This is a genomic window from Pontixanthobacter aestiaquae, from assembly GCF_009827455.1.
Classification (GTDB): Bacteria; Pseudomonadota; Alphaproteobacteria; order Sphingomonadales; family Sphingomonadaceae; genus Pontixanthobacter; species Pontixanthobacter aestiaquae.
In genome coordinates this window covers 302,710-325,738 of the sequence record NZ_WTYZ01000001.1, presented here as the reverse complement: position 1 = coordinate 325,738, position 23,029 = coordinate 302,710, and the positions used below count along the sequence as shown (strand labels likewise).

The 23,029-nt window shown below is 56.5% G+C and carries 21 protein-coding genes and 1 tRNA gene; 8 read left to right on the top strand and 14 right to left on the bottom strand.

Features of this window, described 5'->3' with window-relative positions:
• Window positions 1-179 precede the first annotated feature (179 nt).
• Entirely contained in the window at window positions 180-1,058 is an 879-nt protein-coding gene (locus tag GRI35_RS01450) for a DUF6265 family protein (protein ID WP_160612377.1), read from the top strand.
• Window positions 1,059-1,120: 62 nt separating this feature from the next.
• Here the strand turns inward: GRI35_RS01450 and sucC are convergent, their stop codons facing one another.
• Window positions 1,121-2,320, bottom strand: coding sequence for an ADP-forming succinate--CoA ligase subunit beta (gene sucC / locus GRI35_RS01445; RefSeq protein ID WP_160612376.1), 1,200 nt, complete (start codon window positions 2,318-2,320; stop codon window positions 1,121-1,123).
• A gap of 114 nt (window positions 2,321-2,434) precedes the next feature.
• Between sucC and GRI35_RS01440 the strand changes: the two genes are divergently transcribed.
• Window positions 2,435-3,217, top strand: coding sequence for a 3'(2'),5'-bisphosphate nucleotidase CysQ (locus GRI35_RS01440; protein WP_160612375.1), 783 nt, complete (start codon window positions 2,435-2,437; stop codon window positions 3,215-3,217).
• A 56-nt stretch (window positions 3,218-3,273) separates the two neighbouring features.
• On the opposite strand, the gene GRI35_RS01435 is transcribed toward GRI35_RS01440, so the two are convergent.
• On the bottom strand, window positions 3,274-3,966 hold the full coding sequence (locus tag GRI35_RS01435) for an OmpA family protein (RefSeq protein ID WP_160612374.1): 693 nt from the start codon (window positions 3,964-3,966) through the stop codon (window positions 3,274-3,276).
• Between the two features lie 196 nt (window positions 3,967-4,162).
• Here GRI35_RS01435 and GRI35_RS01430 point away from each other — a divergent pair, with 196 nt between their 5' ends.
• Window positions 4,163-5,476 carry a hemolysin family protein gene (locus GRI35_RS01430; RefSeq protein ID WP_160612373.1) on the top strand — a complete coding sequence of 438 codons (1,314 nt, stop codon included), beginning with the start codon at window positions 4,163-4,165 and terminating at the stop codon, window positions 5,474-5,476.
• 236 nt (window positions 5,477-5,712) lie between these two features.
• Here GRI35_RS01430 and GRI35_RS01425 read toward each other — a convergent pair whose 3' ends face one another.
• The 11 genes from GRI35_RS01425 to GRI35_RS13665 all read right to left on the bottom strand — a co-directional run bounded on the left by GRI35_RS01425 (window position 5,713) and on the right by GRI35_RS13665 (window position 15,834).
• Entirely contained in the window at window positions 5,713-6,126 is a 414-nt protein-coding gene (locus GRI35_RS01425) for a DUF3035 domain-containing protein (RefSeq protein WP_407985036.1), read from the bottom strand.
• 24 nt (window positions 6,127-6,150) lie between these two features.
• Window positions 6,151-6,672, bottom strand: a complete 522-nt coding sequence (lspA, locus tag GRI35_RS01420; RefSeq protein ID WP_160612372.1) for a signal peptidase II — start codon at window positions 6,670-6,672, stop codon at window positions 6,151-6,153.
• Window positions 6,669-9,659, bottom strand: coding sequence for an isoleucine--tRNA ligase (gene ileS / locus GRI35_RS01415; RefSeq protein WP_160612371.1), 2,991 nt, complete (start codon window positions 9,657-9,659; stop codon window positions 6,669-6,671). The genes lspA and ileS overlap by 4 nt, the downstream gene beginning before the upstream one ends.
• Window positions 9,660-9,733: 74 nt before the next feature.
• Window positions 9,734-10,786 (bottom strand): glycerophosphodiester phosphodiesterase family protein, encoded by a 1,053-nt coding sequence (locus GRI35_RS01410; protein ID WP_160612370.1) that lies wholly within the window; start codon window positions 10,784-10,786, stop codon window positions 9,734-9,736.
• Window positions 10,783-11,709, bottom strand: coding sequence for a bifunctional riboflavin kinase/FAD synthetase (locus GRI35_RS01405; protein ID WP_160612369.1), 927 nt, complete (start codon window positions 11,707-11,709; stop codon window positions 10,783-10,785). Before GRI35_RS01405 ends, GRI35_RS01410 begins: the two co-directional genes overlap by 4 nt.
• Entirely contained in the window at window positions 11,709-12,920 is a 1,212-nt protein-coding gene (locus GRI35_RS01400) for a dipeptidase (RefSeq protein ID WP_160612368.1), read from the bottom strand. The genes GRI35_RS01405 and GRI35_RS01400 overlap by 1 nt, the downstream gene beginning before the upstream one ends.
• Window positions 12,917-13,387: a dihydrofolate reductase gene (locus tag GRI35_RS01395; protein ID WP_160614681.1), complete on the bottom strand. Its 471-nt coding sequence runs from the start codon at window positions 13,385-13,387 to the stop codon at window positions 12,917-12,919. The genes GRI35_RS01400 and GRI35_RS01395 overlap by 4 nt, the downstream gene beginning before the upstream one ends.
• A gap of 20 nt (window positions 13,388-13,407) precedes the next feature.
• On the bottom strand, window positions 13,408-14,469 hold the full coding sequence (locus tag GRI35_RS01390) for a 5-(carboxyamino)imidazole ribonucleotide synthase (RefSeq protein ID WP_160612367.1): 1,062 nt from the start codon (window positions 14,467-14,469) through the stop codon (window positions 13,408-13,410).
• The gene (gene purE / locus GRI35_RS01385) at window positions 14,469-14,951 is read right to left on the bottom strand and encodes a 5-(carboxyamino)imidazole ribonucleotide mutase (RefSeq protein WP_160612366.1); all 483 of its coding nucleotides are present in this window, start codon (window positions 14,949-14,951) and stop codon (window positions 14,469-14,471) included. The genes GRI35_RS01390 and purE overlap by 1 nt, the downstream gene beginning before the upstream one ends.
• A gap of 5 nt (window positions 14,952-14,956) precedes the next feature.
• Window positions 14,957-15,643, bottom strand: a complete 687-nt coding sequence (gpmA, locus tag GRI35_RS01380) for a 2,3-diphosphoglycerate-dependent phosphoglycerate mutase (protein ID WP_160612365.1) — start codon at window positions 15,641-15,643, stop codon at window positions 14,957-14,959.
• A 47-nt stretch (window positions 15,644-15,690) separates the two neighbouring features.
• A complete protein-coding gene (locus GRI35_RS13665) occupies window positions 15,691-15,834 on the bottom strand; it encodes a hypothetical protein (RefSeq protein WP_202390477.1) in 144 nt (47 codons plus the stop codon).
• A 103-nt stretch (window positions 15,835-15,937) separates the two neighbouring features.
• On the opposite strand from GRI35_RS13665, the gene GRI35_RS01375 reads away from it, so the two are divergent.
• The 5 genes from GRI35_RS01375 to GRI35_RS01360 all read left to right on the top strand — a co-directional run bounded on the left by GRI35_RS01375 (window position 15,938) and on the right by GRI35_RS01360 (window position 21,343).
• Window positions 15,938-16,012 (top strand) — tRNA-Thr (locus tag GRI35_RS01375).
• A gap of 445 nt (window positions 16,013-16,457) precedes the next feature.
• Window positions 16,458-16,583, top strand: a complete 126-nt coding sequence (locus tag GRI35_RS13905) for a hypothetical protein (RefSeq protein WP_268894014.1) — start codon at window positions 16,458-16,460, stop codon at window positions 16,581-16,583.
• Between the two features lie 359 nt (window positions 16,584-16,942).
• Window positions 16,943-19,276 carry a phytanoyl-CoA dioxygenase family protein gene (locus tag GRI35_RS01370; RefSeq protein ID WP_160612364.1) on the top strand — a complete coding sequence of 778 codons (2,334 nt, stop codon included), beginning with the start codon at window positions 16,943-16,945 and terminating at the stop codon, window positions 19,274-19,276.
• A 145-nt stretch (window positions 19,277-19,421) separates the two neighbouring features.
• Complete coding sequence (locus GRI35_RS01365) at window positions 19,422-20,201, top strand: hypothetical protein (RefSeq protein ID WP_160612363.1); 780 nt, start codon at window positions 19,422-19,424, stop codon at window positions 20,199-20,201.
• Window positions 20,202-20,314: 113 nt separating this feature from the next.
• Window positions 20,315-21,343 (top strand): tetratricopeptide repeat protein, encoded by a 1,029-nt coding sequence (locus GRI35_RS01360; protein ID WP_160612362.1) that lies wholly within the window; start codon window positions 20,315-20,317, stop codon window positions 21,341-21,343.
• Window positions 21,344-21,738: 395 nt separating this feature from the next.
• On the opposite strand, the gene GRI35_RS01355 is transcribed toward GRI35_RS01360, so the two are convergent.
• Entirely contained in the window at window positions 21,739-23,013 is a 1,275-nt protein-coding gene (locus GRI35_RS01355; protein WP_160612361.1) for an SGNH/GDSL hydrolase family protein, read from the bottom strand.
• Window positions 23,014-23,029 lie beyond the last annotated feature (16 nt).

The following is a 23,029-nucleotide window of genomic DNA, read 5'->3' as shown; positions in this document are numbered from 1 at the left end:
GCACGTCCTTATCGGGCGGCATCGCGCGTTCGAAGATATAACGCGCGGCAACCAAACTGTTTCCATATTCGGATGCCTTGTGCCGCTCGCTTCGCGCCGGAATGGCGCAAGGTCAAGCCCATTCACGCGCTTTACCGAAGGGTGAGCGCGCTGTAGTCTTTTGCGCAGGAGGGTAGGATATGATGGGCCGGTTCTGGAAAATTATCTTGGCTAGCGCGGCGTTGTGCTGCGGCAACGCGATCGCGGCGCAGGAAACGCGTGTGGGTAAAGAGGGGCGCGAAGCTCCGGACGCCAGCATGTATGAGCTGCAATGGCTCATCGGTCAGTGGCAGGGCGAGGGTATTGGCGGCGCACGCGCGATGGAAAGCTGGCTCCCGCCAAGTGGCACGACGATGGTTGGAACCTTTGTGCAGGAAACAGCGGATGGAGCGATCCATTTTACCGAGCATCTGTATCTGATGGAGGAAAACGGGTCGTTGGTGCTAAAGCTGAAGCACTTCAACGCCGATCTAACGGGGTGGGAAGAGAAGGATGGGATGTTGTCTTTCCAGTTGGTCGATATCGAACCCTGCGCTGTTTTTTTTAATGGGCTCACTCTGCGCTGCGACGGCGACAACGGTCTGGTTGCAGCGGTTAGAATGCAAAGCGACAAGCCAGAACCGCAGGAATTGATCTTTCGCTTTACCCGGATGCAGCCTGAAACGGTTAGCTATGACTGCGACGGAACGACGATCGAAATGAACCAGTGCATGGCGGCGATTTTAGCAAAAGCAAAAGCGCGGCAGACGGAGTATCTCGATGCAGCGTTGGAACGCTATGCCGACAGGCCCGACATTGCCGGCATGATCCGCGCAAGCGATGCGGCCTTTGACGCCTATAGCAGTGCAGAGTGCGGTGCGGTGTGGGAAGATTGGAAAGAAGGCACGATCCGTACAATGATGTCACTGAAGTGCTCTATCGGCCTCGCGGACAAGCGCGCGCATGATATATGGGAAAACTGGCTTACCTATATGGATAGCACTCCGCCTGTTTTGCCTGAACCGGCCCCCACACAATAGCCAAAAGAAGAGCCGCGCCCGTTCACACCGGCGCGGCTCAATCTTTTGTCAGGCGTAGCCGATCAGGCGGCGTTCTTCACCTCGGCCACGATCTTCTTGGCGGCATCGCCGAGGTCGTCGGCGCTCACGATAGGCAGGCCGGAATTCTCGAGAATTTCCTTACCCTTCGCCACGTTGGTGCCTTCAAGGCGAACCACCAGTGGGACAGAGAGGTTCACTTCTTTTGCGGCTGTTACAATACCGTCGGCGATAATGTCGCATTTCATGATGCCGCCGAAGATGTTGACCAGAATGCCCTCGACCGCCGGATCTTTCAGAATGATCTTGAACGCAGCAGTGACTTTCTCGGTCGTCGCGCCGCCGCCTACGTCGAGGAAGTTTGCAGGAAATGCGCCATTTAGCTTGATGATATCCATTGTCGCCATGGCGAGGCCCGCGCCGTTGACCATGCAACCGATATTGCCGTCCAGCTTGATGTAAGCCAGGTCATATTCGCTTGCTTCGACTTCCGCCGGATCTTCTTCGGTCTCGTCGCGCATCTCTTCAACATCTTTGTGCCGATACAGGGCGTTGCCGTCAAAGCTCATTTTGGTGTCGAGCACCAGCAATTGGCCGTCCTTGGTCTCAACCAGCGGGTTGATCTCGAGCATTTCGGTGTCGAGGTCCATGAACGCTGTGTAGAGCTTCGCCGCCAGTTTCTGACATTGCTTGTTCAGGTCGCCGGACAGGTTCAGCGCAAAGGCCACTGCACGGCCGTGATGCGGCATAAAGCCTTGCGCCGGGTCAATTGTGATCGTGGTGATTTTCTCGGGTGTCTCATGCGCAACATCTTCAATGTCCATGCCGCCCTCGGTCGAGGCAACCATCGCAACTTGGCCAGTTGCGCGGTCAACGAGCATTGCGAGATAGTATTCCTGCTCGATATCAACACCATCGGTAACGTAGAGCCGGTTGACCTGCTTGCCTTCGTCGCCCGTCTGGATAGTCACCAGCGTGTTGCCGAGCATATCTTCCGCGTCTGCTTTAACGTCGTCGATGCTTTTGGCGAGGCGTACCCCACCTTTCGCATCGGGGCCGAGCTCTTTGAATTTACCTTTGCCGCGCCCGCCTGCGTGGATTTGCGCCTTCACAACATAAAGTGGTCCAGGAAGTTTCTTCGCGCCTTCGACGGCTTCTTCCACCGTCAATGCAGCGTGGCCGGCTGGGATGCCGATGCCATATTTCGCGAGGAGTTCCTTGGCCTGATATTCGTGAATATTCATTGGGTATCCGTCTTTTTTAAAAGAGATGGGAATCTGAAAATGTGTTGTGCGCGCATAAGCATGGATCAGCGCGCTTGAAAAGTGCTGCGTTGCAGCGCAACAGCATATCTCCAAATGATTGATCGCGCGCGCCTCGAAGAAATTGTCGATGAAGCAGGGCGCATTGCGCTCGGGCTATGGCCCGGTGACGGGCATGAGGTAGAAAGCTGGGAGAAAGAACCCGGTAGCCCGGTATGTGCCGCCGATATCGAAGTCGACGGCTATCTGCGCCGCCATCTGGGACAGCTATTACCTTCCGCCGGATGGCTATCGGAGGAAACCGTCGATGATCCCGCTCGGCTCAGTAAGGGCCTGATCTGGTTGGTCGATCCGATCGATGGCACCCGCGACTTTCTGCGTGGGCGCATGGGTTGGTGTGTGTCTGTAGCGTTGATTAGCGAAGGTAGGCCGCTGATCGGGGTTCTGGATGCTCCCGCTCGGGGCCAAAAGTGGGTCGGGGTTGCGGGACAGGGCGCATGGCGGAATGGCCAAAAGCTTGCGGCATCAACACGGCAGGAGTTTGTGGGTGCGCGGGTTCCGGCTGCTTCTCTACAGAAAGTCGATCAAATTTTGACGACAGTAGATCAACCCAATTCGATTGCGCTTAGGGTCGCAATGGTTGGCGCTGACGAAGCTGACCTGGTCGCCACGCTAAGGTGGGGGTTCGAGTGGGACATCGGCGCAGCGACGCTGATTGCGCGAGAGGCCGGCGCTACGGTCACCGACGCGTTCGGCAAACCATTTGCGTATAACAAGCCCGATCCGCGCGCCTTTGGCATGATGGTGAGCGCGCCTGCGATCCATAAAGACGCCGTCACTCATCTGGCAGAGCGTGCAGCGGCCTTAACCAGCTCATAGAAAAAGGGGGCAGACCAATGTCCACCCCCTCAATCATCAACAGTGTGCCGAGAGGTTTACTGCGTTTGTCGCGCCGCTTCGACATCTTCTTGTGTGATCGGAATGATCTTGATTTCGACCCGGCGGTTACGCGCCCGACCTTCTGCTGTGGTGTTGTCCGCGATCGGTGCGGTTTCGCCAAAGCCCTGCCAGCGGATACGGGCCGAACTAACGCCGCGTGATGACATATAATTCGCCACGGCTTCGGCGCGCTGCTCCGACAATCGCTGGTTATAGGAATCCGAACCGCTTGAATCGGTATGGCCGTAAACGTCAACAAGGCTATCGGGATATTGTTGAAGACTGGCTGAAACCGTGTCCAGCGTGTTTCGGAAAGTCGGCTTGATGGTGTAACTGTTCACGTCGAACGTCACGCCATCTGGCAGGTTGACCAAAATTGCGTCTCCGCCATCGACTTCGGTGACATCTACGCCCGATCCTGCAGTCTGCTCTTTCAGCTCCTTGATCTGCTGGTCCATCTTGTATCCGACCACGCCGCCGGCGACGCCGCCAACACCTGCACCGATAATGCGTCCGGTTTTGCCGCCGATGACGCCGCCAAGCAGTCCGCCGAGCACAGCACCGCCTACACCGCCGATCGCGGTGCGCGAGACTTTACGCTCGCCTGTATTCGGGTCAGTGACACAGCCTGATACCGTAACCAGTGACAGGGCAGCGAGGCTCGAGATAAAAGCTTTTGATTTTTGCATGGGGAATTCCCCTCCTCAGTTCGTGGTTCTTGCCCGTAGACGGGCTAAGCAGACGCATAAGCGTCCCTCACACCTTAACCGTTCACGAACAAAGCTGTTCCCGCAACGGCACGAGACAAAAAATACATGTCATTGCGCTGGTTCGGGCGCGGATAGCTATATGGCGCACAGCGTCTTTTGTGCTAGCAAGTCCGGTGTGACTCCATTTCCTTGGCCCGACCTGATCATCATTGGCTGCTTGATTGTGATCAACGGCGTGTTCGCGATGTCAGAACTCGCAATCGTTTCCGCGCGCACTACGCAGTTACAAGGCGCAGCAGACAAAGGCAGTAAGTCCGCAGAGCTGGCGATGTCGCTGGCGGCTGACCCTGGCAAGTTTCTCTCCACAGTGCAGATAGGGATTACCCTGATCGGGATTATCAACGGTGCATATTCGGGCGCTAGCCTAGGTGGTCCGATTGGTGAACGGTTGCCTAGTCTGGGTGTGCCGGAAGAATTTGCCGATACGATCGGGTTTGCACTGGTGATTGCGCTGACTACCTATTTGAGTCTGGTCATTGGCGAATTGGTGCCCAAGCAGTTGGCGCTCCGAGCGGCAGTACCGATTTCAATTGTCATGGCAGGCCCGATGGCGTTGCTCGCCAAGATTGCCGCGCCGCTGGTGTGGATCCTCGATACGTCATCGGGACTGCTAATCCGTCTATTCGGTGTGCGGCCAGGCGGCCAGTCCAGCGTGACCGCCGAAGAACTTCACATGATTTTCGCCGATGCGACGCAAGCAGGAGCGATTGAGGCGGACCAGCACCAGATTCTCTCCGGTGCTGTCCGGCTAGCGGAGCGCCCCGTTCGCGAAGTGATGACCCCGCGGACAGAAATAGACTGGGTTGATGTGTCTTCAAGTGAGGATGAAATCAAACAGGCCATCGAAGACAGTCCGCATTCTCTGCTTCCTGTTGCCGAGGGGTCGCCTGATTCCATGCTGGGGGTCGTGAAAGTGCGCGAGGTTCTGGCGCTTATGGTGGCGGGTAAGCCGGTCAATCTAAAGCGCCTGATGAAAAAGGCCGAAATCGTGCCTGACCAACTCGACGCGATGGACGCGTTGCGTGCATTGCAGCAGGCCGAGATCGCGATGGCGATGGTTCACGACGAATATGGCCATCTGGACGGGATTGTAACGCCGGTTGACCTGCTGACAGCTTTGGTCGGCCAGTTTGTGAGCGATCAGGATGAGGGCGATGCACCCGCCATTACCGAGCGGGCCGATGGTTCGCTGCTCATATCTGGCGGGATGTCTGCTGACGATCTCGCCGACCGGCTGGGGCTGGATTATGGTGATAGTCGCGAGTTCGCGACAGTCGCGGGCTTCGTGCTGTCCGTGATCAAGAAGCTGCCGCTAGAAGGCGAGAGCTTTGTCGAACAAGGTTGGAGCTTCGAGGTCATCGATATGGATGGGCGCAAGATCGACAAGCTGTTGGTGACGAAGGTCGCTGAGGAAACGGACGAGGGATAAGGGCGGAGTTTTTGTTTTCGTCCCTCGGTCGCCGAGCGGAATGCATCCGCATTCTTAGGCTACGCCTAACGCCAGCGCGCGGTCGCGCTTGCGATCAGCTAGTCTCGGACCGGGCCATTCCAAGCCATCTATCTCGCGCCTGTTCTTGGTCGCGGCAGCCAGAGGGCGACCGGCCGACGTGCGGTTAGCGCGGAAGCATAAGCGAACGGATGTGAGCGCCGGCGCTTGAGGCTAAATCAAGAGGGTATAATCGCCTGGCTATTTTGACCGTCACCTTCTGGTGCGGCGATTATGTCGCGCGTCACGCGGCCCTTTGCAACCGTGTTGGTTTCCGGATCGCCGACTGACGAACGGATACCTGGTGCTGCTGCACCTGCCCGGTCCAGCGCGCTGGTTTCGACCGAGCTGCGCGGGGCGGGGCCGCCGAACAATACTTCAAGCGCCTGCTCTGCCGCGGTGCCTTCGGCGGGACGCGGAGCGCCCGGAGCTGGCGGGACCAGGTTGAAATCAGGTGGAACAACCAGTGGGGCCTGACGCTGCACAGCGAATTCATCGGGACGCTCACGGCCCAAGATGCCGCCACCGCTTCCGCAGGCTGCGAGCATCGCGCTGGTAGCGCCGAGGAAAATGATTTTGGTCGTCATACGCATAGTATTCTCTCCACGGGCCCGACCTTAGGTCTGGGCCGGTTCGATATCGTGATCCTCTTCCTTATCGCGGACGAAAAAGGATCGGGCAAGGATGATTACAACGCCGATGGTGATAGCCGCATCGGCAACGTTGAAAATGAGGAAGGGTCGAAAGTCGCCGAAATGCAGATCGGCATAGTCGACGACATAGCCCAGCGTATACCGGTCAACGATATTGCCGAGCGCGCCGCCCAGGATCATCGACAGGCCCAGAATGTCACCGAACGCCTTCTCGCGCAGCATCCAGATGAACACCACGAAGGCGATCAAGGCGGTTACCAAGACAAGCGCCCAGCGCATCTCCGGCGAGGTTGCTTCAAACAGGCCCAGCGAGATGCCGAAATTCTGGGTGAAACGCAGATCAAAAAAAGGCAGGATTTCCATGAAATCGCCACGTTGATTAATTTCCAAAGGACCAGTCACATAGTCCTTGATCCATTGGTCAGCGGCAAAGATTATCGCCGCAATCGCAAGGCCGATCAGGCGCGGTTTGGTGAGAATGCTCATTGTGCCGCATCCCATTCTGCAACCACAGAATCGCAGCGCCCGCAAAGCGCACCGTCTTCGGTGACTTCGGGCAGCAAACGCCAGCAGCGGCCGCATTTGTGATCGGATGTGCGCGTAACTGTCACGCCATCCCCTTGGCCGCGTGAGACTGACGCGGTGATGAACAGATCGGCCAGATCGGCGTCGGTGAAGCCTTCTGGTACTGCACCTTCGGGCACGGTTACATCGGCCTCGAGGCCTGAACGAATCGTTTTCTCGCGGCGGAGTGGCTCGATCGCCTCCATCACTGCTTCGCGGAGTTTACGCAGTTTGCTCCAGCGCTCTGCATTTGCATCTGCGGCGGGAATTTCCGGCCATTCGAGCAGATGCACCGAATCGCTGTCGGGATAGCGGGTCTGCCACACTTCCTCAGCGGTATAGACCAGCACTGGCGCAGAGTAGCGGATTAACGCCTGAAACAGCGTGTCGAGCACAGTCCGGTAGGCGCGGCGCTCCAACCCTTCCGGGGCATCGCAATAGAGCCGGTCCTTGCGGATATCGAAGAAGAATGCCGAGAGGTCTTCGTTCGAGAAATCGGTCAGCGCGCGGGTGTAAGCGTTGAAATCGAAATCATTCACCGCCTGCTTCAGTCTGCCATCCAATTCGCCGAGCAGGCTGAGCATATAGCGCTCAAGTTCGGGCATATCGGCAACATCAACGCGTTCAGCCTGATCGAAGTCGGCAAGCGCGCCCAGAAGATAGCGGAAAGTATTGCGCAGCTTGCGATAGGTATCGCCCACACCTTTGAGGATTTCATCGCCGATTCGGTGATCCTCGGTGAAGTCGACGCTCAGCGCCCATAGCCGGATGATATCCGCACCATATTGCTCCATCACCTTGTTCGGGTCGGTGGTGTTGCCCAGTGATTTGGACTGTTTGAAGCCTTTGGCATCCATAGTGAAGCCGTGGGTTAGCACTGCCTTGTACGGCGCGCGGCCTCTGGTACCGCAGCTTTCGAGCAGGCTCGATTGGAACCAGCCGCGATGCTGGTCGCTGCCTTCCAGATAGAGATCGGCGGGCGATTGCAGCTCGGGCCATTCATCCGATTCAAGCACGAAGGCGTGTGTGGAGCCGCTGTCGAACCACACGTCGAGAATGTCGGTGACCATCTCGTAATCGTCAGGATTGCGCTCCGGGCCGAGGAACTCAGCCGCGCGGCTTTCCTCCCACGCATCGACGGTTTCCGCCGCGATAGCTTGCTGGATACGGAGGTTTACTTCCGGATCGACCAGCAATTCGCCCGACTCGCGGTGAACGAACAGCGCCAGCGGAACGCCCCAAGCACGTTGCCGGCTGATCAGCCAGTCTGGACGACCCTCGACCATCGAGCGCAAGCGGTTGCGGCCTTTTTCGGGAATGAAGCGCGTTGCCTCGATTTCTTCCATCGCGCGTTCGCGCAAGGTCGGCGCGGCGCAGATGGTTTCGTCGGATGGATCGATTGCGCCGCCTTCGCCTTCCCAGCCCTTTTCTTGCGGAGTCTTGGGCGAGATATGCTCGAGGTCTTCATCAATCGCGATGAACCATTGCGGGGTGCAGCGATACACGACCTTGGCTTTGGAGCGCCATGAATGCGGGTAACTGTGCGCGTAGTTGGCACTGGCCGAAAGCAGCGCACCCGCTGCGCGCAGATCGGAACAGATCGGGCCTTCGGGCGAATTGAACGGCTTGTTGATCACACTGCGGCGGCGGGGTTTGCCGTCATTGTCGAGATCATCCGCGCCGAGCCACAGCAAGTCATCGCGATAGCGCCCGTCGCCCATAACCGCGAAGACAGGATCGATGCCGTTGGCTTTGCACAGGTCGAAATCGTCCTCGCCATGATCGGGCGCCATATGGACGATGCCGGTACCGCTATCGGTGGTGACGAAGTCGCCCGCAAGCATCGGGCGCGGCTTGGCGTAGAACCCACCAAGCTTGTGCATCGGGTGGCGGGCGATGGTTCCGGCTAGGCCGGAGCCTTGAAATGCGCGAGCTTCAACGAGTCGCGCTTCAGTTTCTGGTCCACCAAGTCGTTCAGCGAATGCATCGACCAGCGATTTGGCAACTACGAAGCGCAGCTTCTTGGCAGTGCTTCGATCCAAAAGTTTCTGCAGATTCTGTAGAGGTTTTTCGTTATGTTCTGCGGGCGAATTCCAACCCGTCAGATCCAGCAGAACATACTCAACATCCGGCCCATAGGCGAGCGCCTGGTTCACCGGTATCGTCCAAGGCGTTGTGGTCCAGATAACCGCATGCGCACCGACCAGTTCCTCAATCGGCGACTCAACAATCTCGAACGCCACATCAATCTGTGGGCTGTCGGTTAGGTCTTGGTACTCAACCTCGGCATCGGCCAAAGCGGTCTCTTCAACGGGCGACCACATCACCGGCTTTGCGCCGCGATAGAGTTGGCCGGTTTCGGCAAATTTGTGCAGTTCTTTGACAATCGCGCCTTCGGCTTCGGGGCGCATGGTCAGATAGGGCTTGTCCCAGCGTCCATTGATGCCGAGCCGCTTAAGCTGCTCGCGCTGAACATCGACCCATTTCTGGGCGTATTCGCGGCATTCGGCGCGGAATTCCTTGGGTTCGACCTCGTTCTTGTTCTTCTTCTTCTTGCGGTAGAGCTCCTCGATCTTCCACTCGATCGGCAGGCCGTGGCAATCCCAGCCGGGCACATAGGGCGCGTCTTTGCCGAGCAGGCTTTGCGTGCGCACCACTGTGTCTTTCAGGACGTGGTTGAGCGCATGGCCGATATGCATATCGCCATTGGCATAGGGCGGACCGTCATGCAGAATGAACTTCTCGCGTCCCGCACGCGCCTCACGCAGCTTTTCATACAGGCCAATCTCTTCCCAACGCGCTTGAATGCCCGGTTCCTTCTGCGGAAGGCCGGCTTTCATCGGGAAGTCGGTTTTCGGCAGGAAAACCGTTGGTCTATAATCGCGCTCAGGGCTCTTGGCTTCAGTCATGATGGAGCGCCGTTAAAGGAAACCGCCGCGCGGGGGAAGCGGGTTTGCATCTGCATCTGTGATTGCAGGGCGTTTTACTGCCGTTCGCGCCGCGCTTCGAGGCCGGCATAGGCGGCTTCGCGCTGCGCATCATTGCGATTGTCCCGGTCGGGATAGAGCGCCGGACCGACCGTCCAGATATCATCGACCCAGACATAGCCGTTGAAGCTGCGCGGCACATCGCCGAGCTGTTCGGGCAGCGACAGGCCGGTATTGGGTTCATCCAAATTGTGCGGGCCAGTTACGATAATTCTTGCGCCAACTTCCTCCATCCGGCTGGCAAGGCGGTTGGGCCAGCCCCAGAACATCCATTGGCGGTTAAGCGGAATAATCAGCGTGCCATCATTGCAGCTTTCGGGAATGATGCTGGTCCAGCCATAAAGCAAATAGTCGGTGGTGCACTGCTTCGCCGCCGCGGGGCTCCATGCCCAGACATCAGGGTAGAGCTTCTTGATCCGCGCGACCGGCTTGGGATCGCCATAAAATGCATATTTCAGCCTCACCGGATCGCGGTTCGTCTCTTTCAGAACCGCGGCGAGCATATCGGCTTCTTTGGGATCGGCCGATTTGAAATTGAACATGATCTGCTTCGATTCGCGGACATAAAGAATCCATGTCGATAGAGGCTGGATCCCTTTCACAGCAGTGCCGCGGAGCGGGAAAGTTTTACCGCCATCCGCGGTGTAGCCATAGCCCGCGTCAAGCTGCATGATCTCTTCCAGCGAAGCCTCTCGCACCGGGCCAGTGCCGTCGGTGCGGCAATCAAGCGTCCAGTCGTGGAAAGCGATCAGCTTGCCATCGGATGTTGGTGCAATATCGACCTCTATCATCGCCGCGCCGATCTCCGTCGCGCGCTGCGCCCCCCGGCCGGTGTTTTCGAGATAGTCATGCACGGGTTCTTCGATCAGTTCGGCAGTGCAGGTGTCGCGCTCGACTCCCGCACGGTCAAAATGCTGTGCGACCCCGCGATGGGCAATCAGTTTCGCCTTGCCGCGCGGAGCGTCTGCGAGCCAGCTGGCATTGACCACGGTCAGCACAACGAATGCGAGCGCAGCGACGAACCCCAATCGTGTTAGCCAGATTTTCATGTGAGTAATTCCCGGGCTTTGTCGCAGTCCCGCTGCATCTGTTCCATCAAATCGTCAAGCGAGTCGAATTTGGCCTCTGGCCGCAGGAAATGGTGAAAGCTGACTTCAATTTCCTGTCCGTAAAGATCGCCGGAGAAATCAAAGAAATAGGGCTCGAGCAGCTCTTTGGGAGGCTCGAATTGCGGGCGGATGCCGATATTCGCCGCACCTTTCAGTTCTTGACCCGTGGCCAATACACGGCCGGTGACGGCATATATCCCGAATTTAGGCCGCAGATAGCTCTCGACGGAAAGGTTCGCAGTCGGATAGCCGATCTCACGCCCGCGCTTATCGCCGTGCTCGACAATTCCCCGGATCGCAAAGGGGCGGGTCAGCAAGCGTGCGGCTTCCTGCGGGTCGCCGTCGCGCAATGCCGTGCGAATGCGGCTGGAGGAGATCACTTCGGTCGAGTCGCCTACGGGACCGATGGTGCGGGTGCGAATGTCATGCTGCGCACCCACCTTCGTCAACACTTGGGCATTGCCGCCGCGGCCTTTGCCAAAGGTGAAATCTTCGCCGGTCACAACGCCAGCCACGCCAAGATGTTTCGCCAGCAGATCGCCGACAAAATCCTCGGCAGTGGTTGATGCCAATACGCCATCGAAATGGAGCACCAACATCGCGGTGGCGCCCGCTTCCAGATAGAGCTCCTGACGTTGCTCCAGCGTGGTCAGGCGGAACGGCTCCGCCTCGGGTTTAAAGAATCGCACCGGATGCGGATCGAACGTAGCGACAATCGATGGCCGACCTTCATCACGCGCCCACTTGATGGCTTCGCCCGCAACGGCTTGATGCCCCTTATGGAAGCCATCAAAATTGCCCAGCGCGACAATTGCGCCGCGCAAGCTGTCTGGCACTGTTTCGCGGTGGTCAAGCCAGCGCATTATTCAGCAATATCCTCTATAGATTGCGCGTTGGCGAGTTCCGAAGCTGGCTTCAGACCTTCGCTTATCACGCGGATGGCATTCTCGCCCATGATCGCGCGGATTTCTTCCTCGGTGAAACCCTCTTCCAGCAGCGCGTTGGTTATGTGGACCAACCCGGATGTGTCGAACCGCGCGGTGATCGTTCCATCATAGTCGCTGCCCAGCGCGACATGCTCGATGCCGACCAGATCGCGAATATGCTTCATGGCGGCAACGATCGCCTTGGGTGAGGTGTCGCATATCGCGCCTTCCCAATAGCCGACGCCGATCACCCCGCCGGTTTTGGCCAAGCCGGCAATTTCATCATCGGTCAGATTGCGGTTCACATCGCAGGTCGCCTGCACCCCGCCATGGCTGGATACCAGTGGGCGCGTCGCCATTGCCAGGACTTCGGCGGTGGCTTTCTTGCTGAGATGCGCGATGTCGACGATCATGCCCTTCTCTTCCATCCGCCGAACAATGTCGCGCCCGAACGGTGTCAGCCCGCCTTTTTCTTCGCCATGCATCGAGCCTGCGAGCTCATTGTCAAAGAAGTGTGTGAGGCCCGCCATCCGGAAACCCGCATCGTAGAGAACGTCGAGGCTTTCGGTTTTGCCCTCAAGATTATGGAGGCCCTCAATGCTGAGCAATGCGCCTGTGCGATCAGTGGACCCCGCGCTGCGGTCCGCTAATAGCGATGTCACATCAGTGCCGTTGTTCACCGCTGCAAACACACCGCCCGATTCTTCCACAGTCCGGTCGCGCTTTGTGGCATGCCAAAGCGACCGCTCGAGCAGAGATGTCCAAGTGCGGACAGGCTGCAATTGCCCGATCACGAGCAGCGTCACATTGTCGCCATCAGAGTTGTTGTTATCGTAATTCTGGCCGGTCGGCGTCTTGGTGACGCTGGAGAACACTTGCAGAGCAACATTGCCCTGCTGCAAGCGCGGCAGGTCCATGTGGCCATAGTTGTTGTCGCCCAGCACATCGCGCTGCCACAGCAGGCTATCTGAATGCAGATCGACAATAGTCAGCGTTTTGTGGAGTGCTGTTGCCTCCTCGCTCACTGGCTCCAGCAGCTTGCCATCCAGTATGTTGTTGGTGCTGTCGAAATAGCGCGGGGCAAATGCGAAAAATGCGATCGCCGCGATGACGGTCAACATTAAGATTATGAGCAGGATCTTCCTCATGCGGGTTCTCGCAGAAAAGTCAGAAACGAGAATGCGGGACAGCCATTCTGAGCCGGATGATCCTCGCGTTCGGCTGCGAACCACGGCGCCTCAGGTGCATCCATAACGGTATCGCCTGCATATTCGACATGGATTTGGGTCATTTCAATTCGCTCGGCATCCTTAGCGAACAGGCGGTAAATCTCTGCGCCGCCGACAATGGCGACAGGTTCGCTGCCTGCGAGCATTCTGGCTTCGGCCTGCGAATGCGCTGGCTCGGCACCTTCTGCCTTCCATTCTGTGTCGCGAGTAAGAACGATATGGCGGCGTCCGGGCAAAGGCGACGGAAAGCTCTCGAATGTCTTGCGGCCCATAATCATCGCGTGACCCATGGTCAGTCTTTTGAACCGCTTGAGGTCAGCGGGAATATGCCAAGGCATGGTGCCATCTTTACCGATCACGCCATTGCTGGCGCGTGCATAGATCATAAACGGACTACGTTGCGTGCTCACTCGGCATCCCAAACGAGCTTCGTCGCATGGCCCATCTTGCGGCCATCGCGGGCATGCCTCTTGCCATAAAGATGCAGGTGCATGTTCGGCTCGGCGAGCATGTCCTGCGCCGTCTTTGCTTCTTTGCCGATGATGTTGCGCATCGCAACATGTGGCGCAATGGTAGCTGTGTCGCCAAGCGGCAGGCCGCAAATTGCGCGGATGTGATTTTCGAATTGGCTCGTTGCTGCACCTTCGATGCTCCAATGGCCCGAATTATGCACGCGCGGTGCCATCTCGTTGAAGATCGGGCCTTCGTGCGTAGCGAAGAACTCGCAGGTCAGTACTCCAACGTAATTGAGCGCCTGCGCAACGGATGCGGCGAGTTTGCGGGCTGGCTCGACCTGCTCCTGGATGCGGGTGCTGGCGGGCAGGGTTGAGGCCGCAAGAACGCCATCCTCATGGAGATTCTCCGCACTATCCCAAAACCGCACTTCGCCGTCTTGTCCGCGTACCAAGATGACGGAGAACTCGGCGAAGAATTCGACGAAGCCTTCGTAGATTGTCGCGGTATCGGGCAGGCGCAGCCCCTCGGCATCGCGGCTGGAATCAACTCGCCACTGGCCTTTGCCATCATATCCGTCGCGCCGCGTCTTGAGGATACCCGGTGCGCCGATCCGGTCGACTGCGGTGATTAAATCGGCATGAGAGTCGATAGTGGCAAAGGCTGCGGGTGTGCCGCCAAGTTTCTCGACAAAGCGTTTCTCGGCCAGCCTGTCCTGCGCCGTTTCAAGCGCGCGCGGGTGTGGGAATATCTGGTCTTTTATGGGCTGAAGCGGCGCGACCGGAACATTCTCGAATTCCCAAGTGATCACATCGCATTTCTGGGCAAACGCGGCGAGCGCGGCACGGTCATCCCATTTGTTGCAGAAGAAATCGCTGCACACTTCGGCAGCAACGCTGTCCCGCTCGGGCGAATAGGTGATGCAATGATAGCCGAGCTGCGCGGCAGACATCGCCATCATCCGGCCAAGCTGGCCGCCGCCCAAAATCCCGATTGTCCCTCCAGGCTTGATCATCAGTCGACCGGCCGCTCCGCTACCGCCTCGCTCCGTGCCGCGCGCCATGCCTTGAGGCGATCGGTTAAAGCCTCGTCATTCGTGGCCAAGATTGAAGCGGCAAGCAATCCTGCATTGGTTGCACCAGCCTCACCGATGGCGAGCGTTCCGGTCGGCACACCTGCCGGCATTTGCACGATCGACAGCAGGCTATCCATGCCGGACAGTGCTTTCGACTGAACGGGCACACCGAGCACCGGTAAATGCGTCATCGCAGCGATCATGCCGGGCAAATGCGCTGCACCGCCGGCACCCGCGATAATAACCGTAATGCCTTCATCAGCCGCGCCTTTCGCAAAGGCATTCATCCGGTCAGGCGTGCGGTGCGCGGATACGATCCGGACATCCACTTCGACGCCCAATTCTTCCAACACGCCCGATGCGCATTGCATGGTCGGCCAGTCGGACTGGCTACCCATTACGATAGCAACTTTTGCCCCCATACCGCTTACATATCCTTCAGATAGCGCCGCTCGCCCGGCTGCATAGTGTCGTCAAATTCGTAAATGATCGGCGCACCGGTTGGAATTTCGAGTCCGGTGATGTCATCGTCGGAAATGCCTGAAAGATGTTTGACCAAAGCGCGCAGCGAATTGCCATGCGCCGAAATGATCACTGTCTCACCGCTCGCCAGCACCGGCAGAATATCGCTTTCCCAATAGGGCAGCACGCGCTCGATAGTCAGCTTCAGACTCTCGGTATTGGGAATATCGATCCCGGCATAGCGCGGGTCGGCGCTGAGATCATATTCGCCGCCGCTTTCCATCGGCGGGGGCGGCACGTCAAAGCTCCGGCGCCAGATATGCACCTGCTCGTCGCCATGTTTGGCGCGCGTTTCCTGCTTGTTGAGGCCAGTCAACCCGCCATAGTGACGCTCATTCAGCCGCCAGTCTTTGGTCACGGGCAACCATAGGCGGTTCATTTCCTCAAGAGCGAGATTGAGCGTCTTAATCGCGCGGGTCTGGAACGAAGTGAAGCATGTGGTCGGCAGGACATTTTTCTCAGCCATCAACCGCCCAGCTGCTTTCGCTTCGGCCACGCCTTTGTCGGTCAGGCCGACATCCCACCATCCGGTGAAACGGTTTTCGAGATTCCACTGGCTTTGGCCGTGTCGTACAAGAATGAGTGTAGGCAAGGAAGTTGCTCCTGAGCGGATAAAAGTGCGTTTGGGAGCAGTTGGTGTTAGCTTTTGCCGTCCATTTTGGGAAGCGATTCTTCGCCCTGCGTGCCTATTTCACGCGCTTGCGTCTTCCGTCGGCGCAAATTTTCGCGGAGCTTGGCTGCAAGGCGCTCTTCACGGGTCAGTTTCTGTTCGCTGTTTGACATTACCAAAACCTATTGCCGCTATTGGCCCAATGCTCAAGCCTGACTATACATCCGGCTTGACTTTGGAGGGCGCGGCGACAATAGGGCGCGCCTTGATTGGAGCGCTGCTGTAGCTCAGTGGTAGAGCGCGTCATTGGTAATGACGAGGCCGGGAGTTCAATTCTCCCTAGCAGCACCATCACTTCCAGTAATAATTTGCGAGCTTCTAAGCGCAAAGGCCGTTCGGCTGGCTGCGAGAGGGGCGTTTTGGCGACTAAATAGCTACTCAGCCCATTTAAACCCACTTCAGGCCTAGGGTTTGAAAGGCGCTATGCTGAAGGACCGTTATTGGAACTTCGTCAGCGGAGGCTTTATCTACCACCCATTAGCGGACGTTTGCTAACTGCAAAACCGACTAAGCTCAGTCCGCGCTTCTATTCTGCTCACGGGCAGTACAAGTAATGCATGCGCTAGCGCTTCTGCCACGGCCACCATTGCGGCTTTGCAGGCACAAACGGCCCAGCGTAAGCCGCCTGTAATCCGCTACTGGCCAACAACGTTCCAACATCTATTGCATCGAAACTCGGAACGCCGAGGCGCGTGCGGATTATGCGGACAACTTCGCCTTTCAGAGCAACGCCTCGATGTCGAACATGTATGTGGTCGCCGGCCTGCGGTTTCACTTGAGCCTTTACCATGAAGCCGGTCTAAGAGATGTTCCCGATGGTAACATCCATCCAGTCGGTCCCGACGGCCAGCTTGGCGCGTGATGAGCTGAATTGCCGTGGCGCTCTTTCTCGCAATCGACCGCCCGACATAATCACCTCAAGGAATATTCTTACATTCTGAGTGTGCTAGTGGGCAAGAATTTACAACTTGTTGACGGGTCTCAACTCGTGATTTTGTGGCAGCCAGTCGAACATAGTCAGCGATTTGCAACTGCCGAATCTGCTCCGGCGCCCGGATGGAAAAATCAAAAAAGAGATGCGTCACTGTTTTTTTACCCCTCGGTCCTATTTCCGAATGTTCCGGTAACCAATTCCGTTGACATCGATTGTCCGGCGGATGCGGCAACTGACGCAGAAGAGGTAATTGGGCAGTGGTTAGCAAACCCGCAAATGTTGAGAAAATGACTCCGGTCAAGGATTCTTTGGCGTGGACGTTATTGCATCGGTTCTATGAAGATCAGGGGCCGGATGCGTGGAAGCAAAAGATTGTTCCGCAGGGCAGTACAGCCAATTGCTACACAGCCGACACTTACGCCGGGATTGTGGCAGCGTTCTTCCGGGATTTGATCGATGAAGGAAACAGCGAACCCCCGATTGTCATCGAGCTTGGCGGCGGCAGCGGTCGTTTTGCGTGGCAGTTCCTCAACCGCTTGTTCAATTATCACTTCATCGACGGCGAAGAGTGCCCCGAATTCACATATCTGCTAACCGATGCGGCACAGCGCAACATCGAAAACTGGTCGCAGAAAGAGCGCTTCCAACCGCTTATCGAAAGCGGCGTCCTAGAGTTTGCGGAATTGTGGGTCGAACCTGATCCGGTGATCAAAACAACGGAAGGTGACAAAAAGCCAGGCGACCTCAAGGAGCGTCCGGTGATCATTATCGCCAATTATCTGTTTGACTCGATCCCTTCCAATCTCGTCCGGATTAGAGATCACAAAATCGAGCAGGTCTCGATGTCTCTGACATCGTCCAATCCAAACTTTCTCAATGAACCGATTACATCATTTGCGACCGTTACCGAGCAGTTTGAGTCGCATCCTCTTGAAGGTCCGCCTACCGGGCACCCTGTCTTGGACGAGATATTGCAAAGCTACACCGTACATGAGGAAGATTTTCATGTCGTGGTGCCAGAGATCGGCTTTCGCTTTCTAGAGAGTTTTCTTGATCGCGACACGCCGCTGATGCTTTTGTGCGGGGGACTGGGATTCTCGCATCCTGACGAGTTCGAGTTGGAGAGCCCGTTCATTTTCGACAGCTATTTCGCGCATTATTCAAACTTCCATGTGTTTGCAGAATTGTTCCGTTTGAATGGCGGCCAGACCCAATTCCAACGGCACGGCGATACCAATTTCAGTTGCGGCGCCTTTACCCTGCCGGGTAAAGGAAAATGGTCCGAAATCGGATTGAAGGAAACACGGCGCGACGCAGCGCGAATGCTCAAGGAATTTTGCCCGTACGACGCGCATGAACTGAGCGAGATGATCGAAGAGTCGATTGACGAAGCGTCCATTCGGCAGGTTCAGGCGTGGATGCGGTTTTCGAAATTCGATCCTGCCGTGGCAGAGGCCTGCTTGAAATTTGTATTCTATCAAATCGAGCAGGGCGAAGACTATATTGACGAGATTCAACTCTATGAAATGTTCATGGAGTCCTACCGGTCATTCTTCCCTGACGGATCACCAGTATCTTTTGATTGCGGTGTCGCGGAACTCTGTCTTGCGATCGGTTACAACGCTCACGCGCTGCAACTGATCAAGCAGTCCACCCAAGAGTTCGGCCCAAGTGCGCAGCGTCTATTCGTCCACGCGCTCGTAATGCTGCGGCTCGGCAAAAGTGATGAGGCACATGAGCTGGCAAAACAATCGCTGGCACTCGACCCAAATTACGGGCCTGCACTCAGACTGATCGCTGAAAAGTTCACACCCAAACCGAAGGCGACAGATGCGATTTCAGTTCCGTATCAGCATTTGCAGGTGGATTTCACCGATCCGAAAGTGACCGAAAAAGCAGGCAAGGTTTTCGACCAAGCAGGCGCTGTTTTGATCGACCAAATCATCAGCAAGCCGTTGGTTCAGGATTTGCGTCGGGCTTTTGATCAACGGGTCAAAGATTGGCAAAGCACTGGACTGGGCAAGCCAAATAACGTCGGCGACAAGCGTTTCACAGTGCCAATTCGTATTCAGGCTCCCTTCGACGATCCAGCAGTCTACGCCAACCCGGTCTTAATGGACTTGCTGACCGAAGCGATGGGCGAACGCCCCGTCTTGCATGCTTTCGGGGGGGTCGTGACTCACGCTGGTGCGCGAATGCAGCACGTACACCGCGAGCACCCGTTGCTATTCAATGACGATAAGTCGAACGATAATATGCTCACCTACGCCGTGACCATACTGGTTCCGTTAATCGATCTCGACGAAGAAACGGGAGGCACCCAGTTTTGGGAAGGTACACATCGACTATCGAAAGACGCTTCTTACGAAGGTGATCCGCTGGTGGCATATACCAAAGCTGGCAGTTCTCTTGTGCTCGACTACCGGACTTACCACGGGGGCATGCCCTGCACCTCCGATAACGGGCGACCGATGCTCTACTACACCTACGCCTTGCCGTGGTTTACTGACACACTTGCGTTTGAATCGCACGCTGCGCTGGGTCTGACTGACTATGAGCGGATGAACATACCCGAGCAGCATCGAGATCTCTTCAAATTCGCCAAGCGGATCGCAGCCTAGCGCGTGCGATTTACCATTTGGCGCCGCGCTGTGCCGCTTTGAGACACCGTTGAAGCCAGCGTTGAGAGACTGCGGTTCAATCGGCATCGACGTTTGTGGAGACCGGACCCGAAAGGGCGACCACAGACGAATTGGGGGCAAACTAATGAAACGCCAGAAATTAAACCAGAATGCATTTTTGCAAGCGGCTGTCGCCGTGAGCTTCATCGGCTCGGGGACCTCGGTCTCTGCCATCGAGGTGGAACCACAGTCGACACTTGGTTTTGGTGCGTTGGAGAAGCTCGAGGGCTATTCGGCTCTGAGTGAATATAGTGGCCTGAAAGATCAGGTTGCGCAGAAAAAGAAGTCGAAGAAAGGCTCCAAGAAGGGCTCCAAGAAGGGCTCGGTGGGCACCAGTACGAGCGGTGGTTATTACGGCACCACCACTGGCGGAACCGCTAAGAAAGGTTCCAAAAAGGGCTCTAAGAAGGGTTCTAAGAAGGGCGCGACGACCACCAGTACAAGCGGTGGCTACGGAACCACAACAACCAGTGGCGGTGCCAAGAAGGGCTCGAAAAAAGGATCGAAGAAAGGTTCTTCCAAGAAGGGCTCAACGACGACGAGCACCAGCGGGGGTTACACATCGACGGGCGGTTCGACCACATCAACCTCTACGGGTGGTTCAACGAGTTCGACCTCGACCGGTGGCTCGACCACTACAGGCGGTTCAACTTCATCGACCAGTGGCGGTTCGACAACAGGTGGCTCCACGACCGGCGGAACTTCTACGGGTGGCTCGACGTCTACATCGTCAGGCGGCACGCCGGTACCGGCACCGGGCGGACTTCTTCTGTTCGGACTTGGTGCAGCAGGCGCAGTTGGTGGACGCAAACTCGCCAAGAAGCTCAAAAATAGAAAGGGTGAGGGTGACGACGGAGAAAAGTAATCTCGTGAGCGCGTCTCATTGATCTTAGACGACCGGAACCTTGGGCGACCACGGTTTCGGTCGTTCTTGATTCTGGTAACGGATACTCAAGCTCCGCTGGCTATGATATGCGCATGAGACCATCGTCGCACTTTCTCGTAACTGCAGCGATTGCGTTGGTGCTGGTGGGCTGTGGCAAAGCACCGCCGCCGCCCTTTGGCGATGCGCAATCGGCGTTCGATGAACACGCATATTACGACGCGCGCATCATACTTATGAACCGCATTGATGCTGGTGACGAAAGCGGTGCGGCAAAGCTCTTGCTCGCGCGCACTATGCTACAGTTGGGTGATGGCTATGCCGCAGAGCGGTATATCGATCAGCTAACCGAAACCGATTTGAGCGATGCAGACCGTGCCGAACTCAAAGCGCACAGTTTGATAGTGAAAGGAAAGCCAAGGCTGGCGCTCAAGTTTTTGGAGAGCGAAGTCAGTCCCGCACTTACATCAGCGGGTCTCTACCAGATGAGGATATGGGCGCTTCGCGAAACCGGGGACTTGGCAAAAGATACAGCGGTGTTGGTGGAGGCGCTGCAAGCCTATCCCGGCAGCCCAGACCTGCACGCGCTAGCTGGACGTTATTACCAATCGACTGGAGAATGGGAGTTTGCAGAAGAAGGTGTCCGGCGCGCATTGAGCAACGATCCAGATCACTATGAAGCGCAATTGCTCGATGCGGAACTCGCTATCCGGCGGGGTGATCTTGAGGCAGCGTTGACGCGGTATCAATCAATTGCTGAAAAATATCCCGGCCACGCAATCCCGGTTGTAAACGTCGCCGGACTCCAGCTCGATCTGGGCAGGACGAGGGAAGCCGAGGCAACCCTGAAAAGCGGTCTAACTGTGCATCCGGGATTCGATCTTTTAAACTATCAAAAAGCCCGTTTGGAATTCAAGAAAGGCGAGTATGAAGAAGCTGCTCGGACACTCGACCGGATGGTGATGCGCGTAGAGGACTACACGCCTGCGCTGATCCTATCGAGCAAGGTCGCCTTGAAATTGGGCAACAGGGAGCTAGCGACTGTTCAACTGCTCAGAGCATCTCGCAAAGAAAAATTTGCTGAAGAGGCGAACTTGATCATGGCTGATTATGGTCTGGATTAGTGGTCCGTCGTGACGAAGGTCAGCTTTCTACCCTAATTGCGGATTTTTGAATTGGCATGAATTTGACGGTTTGCTCGCGTTGACTGATGTGAGCGTCCAGTTGCTACTCCAAGTAAAGCGCAGGTCGAGGTTTGAATTTTCCTTAAAAGACATTCGCTGGGAAAAGTCAGAAGCCGGAACTCAGCACAGTTTGGGAGCCGGGCGGATTGTTGGCTAATCTAGGGCTTACAGCTAGCCAATCCTCATCATAAAATTCGTCTGTCCATGGACCATCCCTTGCTTTGGTTATGACGAGGCCGAGAGTTCAATTCTCCCTAGCAGGACCACCACTTCCCTTAGCTTTGGCGCTAAGCGTTAGAATGCTTCCCTCAGGCCCGGATGCTTCAAGCGGTTTTTCACAACTTGGGAATGCCGGTTGGGATGCTTTCTTCGCGGGTTACATCGCCGATATCTGTCAGATCGATATTGTTCGCGATATTTTCAGCGACAAATTGCGAAAAATTGGGCGAGAAATGCGCTGAGTCCACGACCGCTTTTCGGTTTCCCCAATCGCTGAACAGTTCCGTTAGGTCAATAAAACCGCCATCCTTCCTAATCTGGGCGTAGAAACGCTCTTTGAATGCGCGGCGTGGCGGATTGATTAGCAATTCACCGCGGCCATATAATTCAACCGGATAGTTATAATGCGCATCGGGTTGAAGAAAGAAGACAGGCTTTACACCATAGAGGTCGGACACTGCCTGCACATTTGTGCGGAACTGGGTGAACCTCTCCAGAGTGTGCGCCAGCCGCTCGTCTTTTGAAGGCGAATGCGTCTTAGTGCGTGCATTGGGGTTCAACCGTGCGTTCACAGCATTGGCCGCGCGGATCATCGGAATCCAGTCCCACCGCGCGCCGGTTGGACGCTGGGTCTCGTTGACTGCTTTCGAAAAATGCTTGGTTAAGCCAGAGGTGTCGTTGTCCTCGCCCAGATTCAGACCATCGAGGAAGATGGCCATGTCGGGCCGTTCCCCACTTCGCAGCACTTCCATCAGAAGGTGCAATTCCTGCGTGGGATAGAAGCCTACACGGCCGTAATTGGTCACTTCGACATGGACATCCAATCCATCCGCCTTTGCTCGGGCATTGAGGATTTCGCTCAAACGCGTGGGCCATGTGTGCTGGTCGGCCACCCCTTGCCCAAATGTGGTGCTACCGCCGAAAGTGAAAATCCGGATAGTTCGTTTAGCGGCTGCATCAGCTGGCGGATTGATCGTTCGCCGGACTGTGAGCCCATTGGCCTCTCGTGTGACATTTAGATATTCACCCGCAAACACACGCGGCGCATATTGGGTGAATGCCTGATATTTGAGGCCATCGTGGAAGTGGTCGTAATACTCATCGAGCATCGCGCCAATTTCACGCTCGGACATAATATTTTCAAAGGCTTTGTAATCAAAAATCGTCAGATTGGTGGGCATCCGTTTGCCATTGTCGATGGCAGTGCCGTTTTCGCGAAAATACCCTTCAGGTGAAGGCGGGGAGCTTTCGTCGATCATGCTGGGTTCGTGGTCATGGACGGCAAATGCAGCCCACAGAGCCAAATTGATGAGGACCAGAAAAACCAGCGTGTTGAACACGACAAAGGCAATGGACCGGTAAGCGCCGGTAAGCTTCCCGACCAAAGACATCAGACTTGGGACACCC